The 14157-nt window shown below is 37.3% G+C and carries 15 protein-coding genes and 2 rRNA genes; 9 read left to right on the top strand and 8 right to left on the bottom strand.

The features are described from left to right. Window positions 1–168 (top strand): 23S ribosomal RNA (locus tag M3627_RS09960); the annotation flags it as partial. Window positions 169–255: 87 nt separating this feature from the next. After that, window positions 256–371 (top strand): 5S ribosomal RNA (gene rrf / locus M3627_RS09955). An 800-nt stretch (window positions 372–1171) separates the two neighbouring features. Here rrf and M3627_RS09950 read toward each other — a convergent pair. Continuing rightward, window positions 1172–1612 (bottom strand): YybH family protein, encoded by a 441-nt coding sequence (locus M3627_RS09950; protein WP_169359330.1) that lies wholly within the window; start codon window positions 1610–1612, stop codon window positions 1172–1174. A 276-nt stretch (window positions 1613–1888) separates the two neighbouring features. Between M3627_RS09950 and M3627_RS09945 the strand changes: the two genes are divergently transcribed. Further along, the gene (locus tag M3627_RS09945) at window positions 1889–3193 is read left to right on the top strand and encodes an alpha/beta hydrolase family protein (RefSeq protein ID WP_251555481.1); all 1305 of its coding nucleotides are present in this window, start codon (window positions 1889–1891) and stop codon (window positions 3191–3193) included. Between the two features lie 57 nt (window positions 3194–3250). On the opposite strand, the gene M3627_RS09940 is transcribed toward M3627_RS09945, so the two are convergent. Both M3627_RS09940 and M3627_RS09935 read right to left on the bottom strand, forming a co-directional pair. Then, window positions 3251–4156 (bottom strand): EamA family transporter, encoded by a 906-nt coding sequence (locus M3627_RS09940; RefSeq protein WP_169359329.1) that lies wholly within the window; start codon window positions 4154–4156, stop codon window positions 3251–3253. Window positions 4157–4175: 19 nt separating this feature from the next. After that, a complete protein-coding gene (locus tag M3627_RS09935) occupies window positions 4176–4745 on the bottom strand; it encodes a GNAT family N-acetyltransferase (protein ID WP_169359328.1) in 570 nt (189 codons plus the stop codon). 93 nt (window positions 4746–4838) lie between these two features. Here M3627_RS09935 and M3627_RS09930 point away from each other — a divergent pair, with 93 nt between their 5' ends. The 6 genes from M3627_RS09930 (at window position 4839) to M3627_RS09905 (ending at window position 8734) form a co-directional block, all read left to right on the top strand. Next, window positions 4839–5036, top strand: a complete 198-nt coding sequence (locus M3627_RS09930) for a PLDc N-terminal domain-containing protein (RefSeq protein WP_240949686.1) — start codon at window positions 4839–4841, stop codon at window positions 5034–5036. Then, window positions 5033–5932: an ABC transporter ATP-binding protein gene (locus M3627_RS09925; protein WP_251555469.1), complete on the top strand. Its 900-nt coding sequence runs from the start codon at window positions 5033–5035 to the stop codon at window positions 5930–5932. The genes M3627_RS09930 and M3627_RS09925 overlap by 4 nt, the downstream gene beginning before the upstream one ends. Then, complete coding sequence (locus M3627_RS09920; protein WP_169359326.1) at window positions 5929–6711, top strand: ABC transporter permease; 783 nt, start codon at window positions 5929–5931, stop codon at window positions 6709–6711. Before M3627_RS09925 ends, M3627_RS09920 begins: the two co-directional genes overlap by 4 nt. Before the next feature lie 17 nt (window positions 6712–6728). Beyond that, window positions 6729–7430 carry a CBS domain-containing protein gene (locus tag M3627_RS09915; RefSeq protein ID WP_251555461.1) on the top strand — a complete coding sequence of 234 codons (702 nt, stop codon included), beginning with the start codon at window positions 6729–6731 and terminating at the stop codon, window positions 7428–7430. A gap of 100 nt (window positions 7431–7530) precedes the next feature. After that, window positions 7531–7815, top strand: a complete 285-nt coding sequence (locus tag M3627_RS09910) for a hypothetical protein (RefSeq protein ID WP_251555460.1) — start codon at window positions 7531–7533, stop codon at window positions 7813–7815. A gap of 118 nt (window positions 7816–7933) precedes the next feature. Then, on the top strand, window positions 7934–8734 hold the full coding sequence (locus tag M3627_RS09905) for a metallophosphoesterase (protein ID WP_251555445.1): 801 nt from the start codon (window positions 7934–7936) through the stop codon (window positions 8732–8734). Window positions 8735–8876: 142 nt separating this feature from the next. Here M3627_RS09905 and M3627_RS09900 read toward each other — a convergent pair whose 3' ends face one another. From M3627_RS09900 to putP, 5 genes are all read right to left on the bottom strand, one after another. After that, window positions 8877–9476: a hypothetical protein gene (locus M3627_RS09900; protein ID WP_251555436.1), complete on the bottom strand. Its 600-nt coding sequence runs from the start codon at window positions 9474–9476 to the stop codon at window positions 8877–8879. Between the two features lie 106 nt (window positions 9477–9582). Further along, on the bottom strand, window positions 9583–10185 hold the full coding sequence (locus M3627_RS09895; RefSeq protein WP_169359322.1) for a response regulator transcription factor: 603 nt from the start codon (window positions 10183–10185) through the stop codon (window positions 9583–9585). Between the two features lie 2 nt (window positions 10186–10187). Continuing rightward, window positions 10188–11318: a sensor histidine kinase gene (locus M3627_RS09890; protein WP_169359321.1), complete on the bottom strand. Its 1131-nt coding sequence runs from the start codon at window positions 11316–11318 to the stop codon at window positions 10188–10190. Between the two features lie 86 nt (window positions 11319–11404). Continuing rightward, a complete protein-coding gene (gene desA / locus M3627_RS09885; RefSeq protein WP_169359320.1) occupies window positions 11405–12457 on the bottom strand; it encodes a Delta(5) desaturase DesA in 1053 nt (350 codons plus the stop codon). Between the two features lie 157 nt (window positions 12458–12614). Then, window positions 12615–14105, bottom strand: coding sequence for a sodium/proline symporter PutP (gene putP, locus M3627_RS09880; RefSeq protein WP_169359319.1), 1491 nt, complete (start codon window positions 14103–14105; stop codon window positions 12615–12617). Between the last annotated feature and the right edge of the window lie 52 nt (window positions 14106–14157).

The raw sequence follows: 14157 nt of genomic DNA, 5'->3' as shown, positions 1-14157 counted from the left end.
GACGGGATAAGTGCTGAAAGCATCTAAGCACGAAGCCCCCCTCAAGATGAGATTTCCCATTACGCAAGTAAGTAAGATCCCTCAAAGACGATGAGGTAGATAGGTTCGGGGTGGAAGCGTGGCGACATGTGCAGCTGACGAATACTAATCGATCGAGGACTTAACCAAATTGTTTGTTTCGATTAATGATGTCTTTTATCCAGTTTTGAGTGAACAACTCTGAGGGTTTCAATCATGTATTGAAAGCCGAAAAGGTCTAGTGATGATGGCGAAGAGGTCACACCCGTTCCCATACCGAACACGGAAGTTAAGCTCTTCAGCGCCGATGGTAGTTGGGGGTCTCCCCCTGCAAGAGTAGGACGTCGCTGGGCACTAAAGGAAGTCGTCACCGAGTAATCGGTGGCGGCTTTTTTGTTTTTTGTTTTGTCTTTTACAGAAAAAGCCGAAGGCACTTTCTCCCTAAGGAAGTGAGCGAGAAGCCGGAGGGGCAAAGAGTTCGAGGAAGCAAGGAAGAGAGGCTCGGAGCGTATGGCATACGCGAGAACCGAACGACTGCGGCTGACAAAGAAATCTGCCGCCCATCTGGTTTCGGAGCCGCCGATGGTAGTTGGAGGGTCACCCCTGCAAGAGTAGGACGTCGCTGGGCACCAAAGGAAGTCGTCACCGAGTAATCGGTGGCGGCTTTTTTGTATGTCCTTATAAAGAAATAAGACCAAGACTACTATTCTTCATAAGCAAGTGACCTTGGGACAAGACATTTTGTCATAATAAGCGAGAATCGGTCGATTATATCCAATAACCGGTCGGTTCAGCATAATAATCGGCCGGTTATACCCAATAATCGGTCGGTCAACCACCAATAGGAGAGATTCACTCACCTAATGATAAACAAACTCTCTATTCATGAAGAATTCTTGCGCCGTCTATCTGATTTAGCAATCCGTTCCTGGGCAATTGGTGAGGTGGCCCATCTGGTTTCGCAGTGCCGATGGTAGTTGGAGGATCGCCCCTGCAAGAGTAGGACGTCGCTGCGCAACTAAAGGAAGTCGTCACCGAGTAATTGTTGGCGACTGTTTTATTATATTTAAGGAAGTCTTTGTTTAAGGTAAAGGTAATTTAATAATATACATAAAAAATGAACTGAAAAATGTTAGTAATCCCAATATTTTTTTCACTTCAAATTAAAAATTCCCTTACCAGTCTCTATATTTATTGGTAACGATGAATGTTCGTGAGCTATAAACCAAGATTCGTTCACCTTTTTTAAACAATATGTGATTCGATTTGTCATTTGACGAATTTTCTCATCAGATTCTTCTAGGTGCGCAGCAAAAGTTACCGCACAATATACAAATGCGAGATGTGAATTTTCATCAACGACTAGATCACTAAAATCAACTTTGAGTAGAATGCGGTCCTCGCTCAATCCGTTAAACCACTCTACCACGCTTTCCTTCCATGAGGAAATCCCCTTGCTCTCCCAGTTCTCCCAGGAGTCATAAATATGCACGTTAGGCGCATACATAGATAAGAATTTTTCAACATCTTTTTCGTGAACTGCTTTTTTGTAATTTTCAAGTACGTCTTGAACCTTTAAAAAAACCTCCGTCATTTATTGCAACACCTTTCTAATTTAGAAATGTAAGAATGCTGATATAAATGTATTCTATACTCGAACATTTTTTCCTCTTTAAACTAACCTAATTGTTACTTCATTATAAATTCCATAAACATAATTCTTTATATGAAAATCTAAATTCTACTTTCCCTCTAGTATGTTTTAAAAAAAGAATTTAATAAAGCAAAAACCTTTAAAATAAACTGAAAATTATTTACTTCTTTCTATAAGTACTGTTATACTATAAATAGAACAGAAAGGTGGATCTAAATGAATTATAAAAAAGCACTTATATTAAGCTTATTACTATTTCATATTTTACTTTCTGGATGTAGTGATAGTGATAAGCAAGGAGGGGAAGAGGTGTCTAAAGATAAGGAAGAGACTAGTGCAAATGTTTCTTTAGAGATAGTAGAGGGAGTGTGGGAAGGATCCATTAACGTTCCTAATCAACCACTCCCAATTAGTATTAAATTCACAAATGAAGAAGGCTTGATTAGTATCCCGATTCAAGGATTAAATGGTCACCCATTAACGAACATTTCCTTAAACGGTAAGGATATTACCTTTAACATGCCACTTCCGGGACAAAAAATCACCTTTGCTGGGAAGCTGCAGGATGAAAAAATGGCAGGTACGTTTACACAACAAGGTCAGTCGTTTCCATTTGAACTTACTAAGGTAACTGATGTAGCTAAGGCTGAGCATTTAGAAGAATTAGAAGTAAATGGAGGGAAAATGATTGGTCAAATTGAGATTCCTGAGGGGGAAGGACCGTTCCCACTTATGATCATTCTTGCTGGCTCGGGACCCACTGATCGTAATGGTAACTCCTTAGTAATGGTAGGGAAAAATAATAGCTTAAAAATGATCGCAGAAGAATTAGCTGCAGAAGGAATTGCCAGCATCCGCTACGACAAAAGAGGCGTTGGCTTAAACATGGGCCTTGCTACTAAAGAAGAGGACTTAAGATTTAACCACTATATTGAGGATGCTGTTGCTTGGGCAGATTTTGCGAAAGAAGACGATCGTTTTAGCGATATAGGGTTCATCGGACACAGTGAGGGTTCTCTTGTAGGGATGATTGCTGCTCAAGAGGCAGGAGCGAATGTATTCGTCTCATTAGCAGGGGCAGGTAGGCAAATAGATGAAATTCTATTAGAACAGTTAAGAAATCAGTTGCCAAGTGAGCTTATGAGTGAATCTGAAAAAGTAATTAAGAAGCTTAAGCAAGGTGAACAGGTAGAGGAAGTGTCGAATGAATTACACAGTATATTTCGTCCATCTGTACAACCTTATATGATTTCCTGGCTTCAATACAATCCTATTGAACAGATTAAAAAGTTGGATGCAAGAATATTACTTATAAACGGTACAGCAGATTTGCAAGTCCCTAGTAGTGATGCTGAGCTTCTACATCAAGCAAAAGATTCTGAGCTTCTAATAATTGAAAAAATGAACCATGTGCTAAAAGAATCCCCATCTGATGAGGCAGGGAATATGGCGACATATACAGATCCAAGTCTACCGTTAGCAGAAGGTTTAATGGATGGAATAATTGAATTTATAAAGTAAAACACCAGAAACCGAACAAATAAAAAAAACGCTGAACGGTGAGTTCAGCGTTTCGACCTACACAATAGGCTTTTGTTGCTTTTGCTTTCTTCGAATATCTGCAATCGTTGGGATACACATACCTATCAGAATAATGACGATACCTATAACTTGTAACCAAGTAAGTGCCTCGCTTAACACAAGTACAGATACCATTACAGCTACAGGTAATTCCATTGCACTTAGAATAGATGAAACTGCGCCGCCAACTTTTGGTACAGCGATTACGAAGAAATAAATAGGGATAATGATACCTAGTAATCCTAAGCCTAGTCCCAAGTAAAGTAGAGATTCCGTAAATAGTTTACCGTTCCACATGATTTCTGGGCTTTGGAAGACAGAGATCATTAAAGCAGCGATAAAGGAAACCCAAAGTAAACGAGTAGTAGTATTCATTCCTTCTACTTGTTTAGTATTAATGTTCATATTAAGTGAGAAGGAAATCGCTGCTGCGAAACCATATACCCAGCCTCTCCAGTCAATTCCACTCAAATCGACATCTAATACCCCTGCAGCTAGCAGTGTACCGGCGAATAAAATAACAAGGGAGATAACTTCTGCTCGAGAAGGTAATCTTTTTCTTATTATACAATCAATCAAAGTACCGATCCACGTAAACTGGAAGAGCATGACTACTGCTAGGGAGGCTGGTAAATATATAAGGGCTTGTCCATAGACAATACCCGTAGTTGCTGTAAAAATCCCTGCTAACAGTATAATTTTAAACCCGCCATAAAGACGTGGTATTTTTCTTTGTGTCACCATGTAGATGACTAATGCTAATAGGAAACCAACAATGTACTGACTAGAAACAGCTTCTGAAGCTGTATAGCCTTGTCCGATTGCTAATTTTACCATAGTTGATAAAGTCCCGTAACAGCTGGCTGCGAAGACAACCATTAAGGGGTAGATCCATAATTTCATAACCTTGCTTCTCCTTCAATCAGGGGCCTACCGTTTTCACCATGTGATAGAAAGGCTCGCCAATAATTGTCCAAGGACAAACATTTTCAAATCCTAGACGATTATATAAGCGGATTGCAGCCTCTTTCTCAGTTTCTACATTCAAGGAGAGTTTCCCGCCACCGTTATTTTTGACTACTTTTTCAGCAAAATTTAATAGCCTCGTTCCAATACCATGTCCACGATAGGCTGGATCGACAACTACAGTATCTATATACCATTCGCCAGGTAGCGTTTCTTTATCTATCGTCACCTGTTCACCCTTTTTGGCTGAGAGATACTGCTCTAAATTAGCATCCAAAGTAACTGCTTGTTCAGCAGTATAAAAAACTAGTACTCCAGCAATTTGACCTTCCATTTCTGCAACGTAGGTATTTAAATAGGAATGACGATTGCTGGTTTGAGTAAATAAGTGAATGAACTCCTGGGTGATCGCTGATTCTTCAGTTTCTCCAGTCATTTGCATCGAAATGTCACCGATTGCTTCCATAATTAGAGGAACTGATGATTCGGCATCTGCTTTAATAGCTTTTCTTATTACAATTTCCATTCAATTCACCCCCCAATTTGCTATTATAACATAGTTTGTGAAAGCTTTCTTTTATAAAAGCTATAATTGGAAATTAAAAAAGGAGGAATCATATTGAATCTTTCAACAATACCTTGGGAATTAATATTACCCATTGTTATTTTACAATTTATTTTAATGATTGTTGCCTTTGTAGATCTGATAAAGGTATACGACACAAATGGTCCTAAGTGGCTTTGGGTAATAATTATTTTCATATCAGGAATAATAGGTTCAATTATCTATTTCATAGTGGGGAGACGGAACGAATGAATACATTACTAACTGTTCAATCATTAACCAAGCAATATGGGAGAGAAAAAGTAGTAAAAGATGTTTCCTTTTCATTAATGAAAAATACTTCAACAGCCTTAATCGGTCCTAATGGTGCAGGTAAAACTACTACACTTTCTATGCTCACGGGATTAGTAAATCCAACGTTTGGCGAAATTATTCTGAAGGAGAATAAGGAGGACGCACGTAGAATGATAGGGTTTTTACCGCAATATCCTAAGTTTTTCTCATGGCTTTCTGCAATTGAATTTACAGAGATGACTGCAAAGTTAAGTGGGGTAGATGCTAGAGTTGCCGTGAAGGAGTCAGAGAAAATCTTAGATTTTGTGGGGCTCGGTAATGTAAAAAAGAAAAAAACAGGTACGTTTTCTGGAGGGATGAAACAACGATTAGGATTAGCACAGGCAATTGTACATAATCCATCCCTTCTTTTATTAGATGAACCAGTTTCTGCATTGGATCCAGTAGGCAGAAGAGAGATTTTAAATCTTTTAAAGGAACTTCAAGAAAGAACTACTATTCTTTATTCGACTCATATTTTAAATGATGCGGAAGAAATGACGGATCAGCTATTATTTTTGAGAAATGGTGAGCTGGTAGAGCAAGGTTCATTATCGGATGTACGTGAAAAATACGCAAACCCTATGATTAAAATTATCTTTTCCTTAGAAGAAGAGGCGAAAGTTTTTGCAAGTAGCTCCCCTTGGAATGTAAAACAAAAAGGGTCCTCTGTCTGTATTCCTATAAGAGAAAAAGAACCGCGAATGCAAGAGATTTTAGCATACGCGTCTGTAGGAGATTGGACTGTTCAAAAGATAGAGAAGGCATCGGCTAATCTCGAAGAAATATTTATGCAGGTGGTGAACAAACAATGAATACATTTCTTGTATTGTTTCAAAAGGAATGGAGAGAAAACATCCGTAATTTTAAGATTCTCTGGATTCCTCTTGTGTTTATTCTATTTGGGATTACAGAGCCTGTCATGAACTACTACATGCCTCAAATCCTAAGCTCTGTTGGAAATTTACCTGAAGGAACAGTCATTGAATTTCCTTCCATGACCTCTGAACAAATATTAATGTCCACCATTAGTCAATATCAGTTAATCGGCATGTTAGTAGTTATTCTAGCTTTTTCAGGTATTATTTCAAGGGAACGGAAGAATGGTACGGCAACTTTATTATACGTTCGACCACTTTCATTTACAGGTTATGTAGGAAGTAAATTGGCGATCTTGAGTATAATTGTTTTAGGTAGTTTTATTTTAGGAATAGTAGCTAGCTTATATTATACATCCATACTTTTTGGATCGATAGATTTCTTAAGTTTTATAGAATTTACTAGTATTTATGTTCTGTGGCTTTTATTCGTGATTAGTATTGTTTTATTTACTAGTGCTGCCTTATCAACTGGAATGGCTTCTACGGTGTCTTTTGTTTTGGTAATAATTGTTCAGGTTATAGACGGACTGCTAGGCACATACTGGACTAACTCCCCATGGAAGTTGCCAATGTATGCTGGTTATGTTTTGAACGGTGATGTTGAAAGTAGCTCATATATATGGAGTATCTTAATTACGATATTAGCAATCAGCTTCTTATTGATGGGGGCAGTTTTTTCTACCAAAAACAACGTCTGGAAAGCTAAAATATAATAACAGGAGACTTATATATGACATTACGCAACTCAGATCGTTTTATCACTTCTTACAATAGATTAGATAAAATCATGAGGAATATAGCTGATACTCAGGAACACTTATCCTTTTTTAGGTTAATCGATTTCGCTAAGAAAAAAAACGCTGTACTAAGACGATATGAAGCAGACCTTCGAGAATATGGTGACTTAAGAAACGCAATCGTGCACCATCGTACAACTATGGAATATGCGATAGCAGAACCCCATGAAGAGGTAGTAGCAAAGATGGAAGAAATCGAAGAGGCTTTAAGCAAGCCTGTCACAGTAGGAAATATGTTCTCCGGAGAAGTAACTACCTTTCAGGAAACAGATTCTTTAAGCTATGCACTCCAGGTTATTAAGGATAAGAAATACAATCAATTTCCTGTGTATAATGGGGATAAATTTAAAGGTCTTATCACACCAGTAGGAATTACTATGTGGATGGCAAGTGAGGTAGAGTCCAAGAGTTTCTCAAGGAAAAAAGCAACCCTGGGTGAAATTTTGAAGCATGAAAGCAATAGAGAGAATCACCGCTTTGTTGAAGCAGAGATGTCCGTGTATGAGGCGCTAGAAGTTTTTAAATCAGCAATTGGACGAGGAAAGAGATTAGAAGCACTGCTAATTACTAAGGATGGAAAACTGAGTAACCAACTAATAGGAATTGTAACTCCAATGAGTATGATGAAAATTTAAAAATAATCATTTATCAGATGACTATTTTCCCTTTTATGACGTAAAATGGAAGTGGACGTGATTTTATCATGTAAACTATAATAGGGATGGAGGATTGTAAGTGAATACGTATGAAGAGGGGCAGTTACATTATAAAGATGGCTCGGCAATAAAAACTTCAACTGAGATGACTGTAATGGAATGGATCATCACGATGCTGATTATGGCTATTCCCATTGTTAATCTGGTTATGTTATTCATTTGGGGATTTGGTAATCCAGACCCAAGACGTAATTTTGCTCGAGCATCACTTATTTGGATGGCTATTTCTATAGGGTTAGTTATAATAATATATATTGTTATAATAGTATTCTTCCTCGCTGCATTTCAAGGTGTAAATTATTAGCACTTATTTCCTGGGAAATTATAATAACCGACAAAATTTAACAATCCCCATACATTTATGGGGATTTATTAAATTTCTCAGGGGTATCGTTTTTTGCAAATAGACTAGGAGATTTTAGATGAAAAAATGGATTGTTTTATTAGTAGTTATATTAGCTGTGCTACTTTACATAGGGAACACTCGAGTAAGTATTAACGAAGTAATAATAGAATCAGAGAAGATTCCAGCTAGTTTTAATGAATGGAAGATTTTGCAGATATCCGATTTACATGATGCCACATTTGGTGATAAGCAAGCAAAACTCGTACATAAGATTAAGGATGTAAACCCGGATATTATTTTTATCACAGGAGATATAATCGACAGCAATCGATATGACTTACAAAATAGCTTGGATCTAGTCAATCAAATTATTAGTATAGCACCGGTTTACTATGTTACTGGAAATCATGAAATTGCTACAAATGATGTTAATCACATTAAAACTTCTTTAATGGAGATTGGTGTCCATGTTTTATCCAATGAGGAAGTAACGGTTGAATATAATGGGGAGAAAATGCGTATTATCGGCATTGAGGATCCTTTAAGTGGTTTGCTTGTTCGAGAGCAGCTAGAAAACTTTGAAAGCAGCGAGGATTATACCCTTGTGCTATCTCATAGACCAGAGGTATTTCATGATTATGTTAATTCTGAAATGGATTTAGTATTTTCTGGTCATGCGCACGGAGGTCAATTTAGAATTCCTGGTTTAGGTGGGTTAGTGGCACCAGGACAAGGGTGGTTTCCAAAATACACTGCAGGAACATATAAAGAAAAGGAAACGACTATGATTGTGAGTCGGGGGTTAGGAAACAGCTTGGTTCCCATTAGAGTCTTTAACACTCCAGAGTTAATCGTGGTTACATTAAAAAGTATATAATCACGCTGTTTGAAGGTGATTGTTTTTTTAAATAAGGTATTGTCTGTTCATTTGAAACAGATAGTGCCTTTTTTTGTGCAATCAACGATTAAAAAAAGCGAGTGTTTGAACGATTATTGTCCCTCCTACTCGCTATAAATAATTACTTTTCAACTATTTGAAAGGTCTCTAAAATAGATCGGAAATTCGAACCATGTCCTTCTGCGGCCTCTAGAAAGTACTTTTGTGTAATAACAAAGCTTCCTCCAACGCCATTATCTATGATATAGATATCACCAACAGGACTATCCCAGTTGGTTAGCCCCGCTGAATCGTGACTAATTGCATGTAGCCAGTATCCATCCACTGGATCAATAACCTTTTCCGTTTCTTTAGGGCTAGTATAGTCAACACCCATTTGCATTTCTAGAATAGGAAGGAGCTCCTCAGGGGATTGATCATTTATCTGTTCTATTTTTAATGAAACCTCTGGATATTTTTCTTCTAAAGGTACTTTAGTAGTGAGGGTATCCGACTGATCACCCTCCACTAATTTATAAATATCTTTATCAAAGCTAATCATGTAATCGACTTGTTTTTTAGGGGATTCATATGCAGATCCCTTTGAATCCGATTGTTGATTTTCCTCAGCTATCTCTTTACTAGGAGCTTTAACCTGACTAATCATATTTGGTAAAAATATGATTAAAATGGTTACCACTGAAATAATAACTATGGTCAAAGCCAGATACCTCTTTTTCATATTTTCACTCCTCTTTGTTAAAGGATTTACTTAATACAAATCACCAGCTAATAATGGTGTTAAGGTATTAGACGTAAAATATGGAAAATGGTAACAAGGAAAAGAATTATTTAAACCAACCTTTTTCTTTAAAGCGAGAGATTGCCTCAATTCTATTTCCCACTTGAAGCTTTTCTAATATTACAGAAATATAGTTTCGGACAGTACCAGGGGTAATATATAACTCACTTGCGATTTCTTTCGTATTTTTTCCGTTAGCGATTAGCTCAAGCACCTGGCTTTCTCTATCTGTTAACGGATTTTCTTCTTCTTCAAAGGCCATATCCACTAATTCTGGAGCATAGATCCGTCGACCATCCATAATTATTCGGATTGAGTTAGCCAGCTCCTCACTAGGGCTATCCTTTAAAAGGTATCCATTTACGCCTGCTTTACGCGCTCTTTCAAAATAGCCTGAGCGTGCAAAGGTAGTTAAGATGATTACCTTACATGGGTGATCCTTTAATTCCTCTGCTGCATCTAATCCACTTTTAATGGGCATTTCGATATCCATAATACAAATATCAGGTTGAAGCTGCTTAATAAGAGCAAGAGCTTCCTCTCCGTTATTCGCTTTACCTACTACTTCCATGTCTTCTTCCAAATTTAGAAGAGATCCCAGTGCTCCTAAAACCATTCGTTGATCTTCAGCGATGACAATTCGTATCATGTCTAATCCTCCTGCCGTGTTTGTAATATTACATTTGGTACTCTGATATTAATCGTTGTACCATTTTTTGAATAAATATCTAGTGTACCATTAACAAATTCCAGTCGCTCCCTAATCCCTTGCAATCCATGACCTTTAATCCAGTCTTTACTAAGGTCTAATCCTTTTCCATTATCGTGTACTTTTAATAAAGTTTCCCTTGCTGACTGCTTTAATGAAATAGAGCAGGCCGTGGCTCCACTATGTTTTACCACATTAGTCACGGATTCCTTCAGACACATACTTAGCATGTTTTCAACAATAGGCGGTGTTTTAACAAGATGAAGGGAGCCACTAAACTTACAAGAAATACCTGCTGCATTTAGTATTTGCTGCACTCTATAAATCTCATCCTCCAATTTAGTACCACGCATGTTTGTAACGAGCTCACGTACCTCTTTTAAAACAGAACGAGCTGTTTGATGAATATCTTGAATTTCATGCTTAGCTGCTTCAGGGTCCTTATCCATTAGCCTTCCAGCTAAGTCGCTTTTCAAACCAATCAAGGAAAGCTTTTGACCAAGTGTGTCATGTAGGTCTCTTGCTATTCTTTCGCGTTCTTCAATAACCATATATTGAGCAATACGCTGATTAGCATCTTCTAGTTGGCCTTCTAGCATTTCTCGCTTATGACGATTATAAGTACTAAAAGGCAATAAAATTACCCCAAGTATACATATAACCAAAAATGGCCATTGAGAAATAAATAATTCTATTTTTATATAAAAGCCGATAATAACAGCAGTTAAGGTTGAGAGAATATTTAGGCTATATATTAAGAAGAAGCCCAATCTTTGTGTAATATTCCCGATAAAAAAGGAAAGAAAGATAGAAAAGTAAATATACCCATAATAATAGGTCATCAATAAGCTAATTATTATTTCAATAGCTAAGCAAACATATAAAAACCAACCTGTCGACTTAAAAGAAAGACGGTATGCAAGAAAGAATATTCCTGTGAAGAGCAGACCTATAATGATTTCAGATAGCTCGTTTGAACGAAAAATAAAGAAAAAAGGAAAGATACAAAATACGACCCAAGCGTAAATACTTAGCCAGGGAGCTTTAGGGAAAATCTGATACCATTTATTCATTTAACAGACACCTTTCACATATACACTTTCTTTTATTATAAAGTAAAACCACCCCCTAGTGGATAAGGAATGGTTTTAAGAGAGGTCTATTTTCCTTCAATTGTTGTATTTTTAGCATTAAGATTTACTGCATCTTTAGATTGTTTAAGCAAATGCTTAATCTCTTTAAAGGTTACAAAGCTTTTGTTCTCTTCATCAAATAAACGGAAATGAATAGATTGTAAACTTGTACGAAGATTTATAGTTGTAGCTTTGTGTAAGGGTGGTGTAGATTCATGTGCTTTTTCTAAGTTGTAATTAGGTACTCTTGGACTTAAATGATGAACGTGATGGAAACCAATGTTTCCTGTTACCCATTGTAGCACTCTTGGTAATTTGTAGTAAGAGCTTCCTTCGATCGCAGCTTTTACATAATCCCATTCTTTCTCATCTTCGAAGTAGGAATCTTCAAACTGATGCTGTACGTAGAACAACCAAATCCCTAAAGCTCCTGCTACAAAAAGAATAGTTCCTTGTATAATGGCAAATGCTTGCCAGCCAATTAGCCAAATCATGAAAGAATAAATAGCAATTACTGAAATGTTAATAAGATACGTATTATAACGCTCTTTTCCTTTAGCGCCTTTACGGTTAATACGATTACTTACTAGAAATAACAAAGCAGGTCCTAAACCGAACATAACAATTGGATTACGATATAGTCGGTAAGAAAGGCGCTTCATCGGTGAAGCCTCTATATACTCTTCGACTGTCATCATCCAAATGTCACCAACGCCACGTTTGTCTAAATTACCACTAGTTGCATGATGAATGTTATGCTCGCGCTTCCACTTCTCGTATGCAAATAAGGTAATGATACCTGTAATAGTTCCTGTTATATTATTAGCTTTTTTATTTTTAAAGAAAGATCCGTGTGTGCAATCGTGGAAGATAATAAATATACGAACGACAAATCCTGCAGCAATGATGGATAATCCAACAGTCAACCATACAGAAATGTCGAGGCTTAAATAGGCTAAAAACCAGAGGATAAAAAATGGTGGAATTGTATTGATGAGCTGTACTATGCTTTTCTTCAACTCGGAATTTTCAAATGGTTTTACATTCTTACGTAATTCAAGTGTTTTTTCTCTACTCATTATAATTCCTCCTATATACATATTTCGTTATGTTAACTATAAAGCAATGCTGGTATTAGGAGTAGGCATAAACGTCAAGTCAACACTATGACAAGTATCATATAGGACAATATATAGAAAAGGGCTAACCTGTAGTGTGAGGTTAGCCCTTTTCTTATTATTTTTTACGCTCTTCTTTTAATAATTGAACGGTGTCATCGAATTCTTTTTCAATCTCAGCATTAGGCTTATAGGTTAGTAAGCTCACTACCACCGTAACAATCAGAGCTAAAAGGAAGCCGGGAACTATTTCATATAATGCGTCTTTAAGTGTTTCGTTAGCCTTCCAGATTACAACAGTTACAGCACCAACGACCATACCTGAAAGTGCTCCGGAAGCAGTAATCTTTTTCCAATAAAGTGAAAGTAAAATGACAGGACCAAATGATGCACCGAAGCCTGCCCATGCAAAGGCTACAAGGCCTAAAATAGTCTCGTTTTGCTCCCAAGCAAGCACTGCAGCAACTATCGATACTACCAATACAGCAATACGTCCATAATTTACATATGTTCTGTCGGAAGCATCTGTTTTTATAAATGCTTTATACAAGTCCTCTATTAATGCCGATGATGTAACGATTAATTGAGAGGAAATAGTACTCATAATAGCTGCTAAGACAGCAGCAAGTACTAGTCCTGCTATAAAAGGATGAAAAACAATTTGACCGAGTGCAATGAAAATAGCTTCTGGGTCAGTAAGAGTCAATTCAGGATGTTGCTTATAATATGCTAGTCCTACTAAAGCTGTCGAAATAGCTCCAACTAAACTTAGAATCATCCAGCCGATACCGATACGACGAGCATTTTTGGTTTCCTTTACTGAACTGATGGCCATAAATCGAACAATTATATGAGGTTGTCCGAAGTAACCAAGACCCCATGCCAAGGAAGAAATAATACCGGCTGTAGTAGTCCCAGCGATTAGACTTAAATGATTAGGGTTAACTTCTTTAATAGATTCCACTGTTGAATCTAGCCCTCCAGTAGCAAACAAACCGATAATCGGCACAAAAATCAATGCTAAAAACATTAGGAGTCCCTGCAGAAAATCAGTGTAACTAACTGCTAGAAATCCTCCGAAAAGAGTGTAAGCAACTACAACAGCAGATACTACTAGGAGACCGGTGTGGTAATCTAAACCGAACGAGCTTTCAAAAAATACTCCCCCAGCAACCATCCCTGAGGATACATAGAAAGTAAAGAATAAAAGAATAATGAGACCTGATACAACGCGTAATAAACGGGAAGATTGTTTCAAGCGACTTTCTAAGTAACTCGGAATAGTGATCGAATCATTCGAAACCTGTGTGTATACGCGTAAGCGTGGTGCTACATATAGCCAGTTTAAATATGCACCAATGGTTAAACCAACCGCTATCCAAGCTTCTCCCATACCATGTAGATAGATTGCTCCTGGTAATCCCATTAGGAGCCACCCAGACATATCAGCAGCTCCTGCACTTAAAGCGGTAACAGCTGGGCCGAGTGAACGTCCTCCTAGCATATAATCAGTCAGGTTAACTGTCTTTCTATACGAATAATATCCGATAGCAAGCATGGCAACCATATAGATAGCTATGGCTATTATTTGATAAGTTTCTGTGGACATATAAAATCCTCCTTTTAATCATAATCTTTACATATTTACTATTTAACTTTAT

The organism is Psychrobacillus sp. MER TA 171, assembly GCF_023713305.1.
Classification (GTDB): domain Bacteria; phylum Bacillota; class Bacilli; order Bacillales_A; family Planococcaceae; genus Psychrobacillus.
The sequence above is the reverse complement of the archived record's forward strand: the minus strand, read 5'-3'. Positions and strand labels throughout refer to the sequence as shown.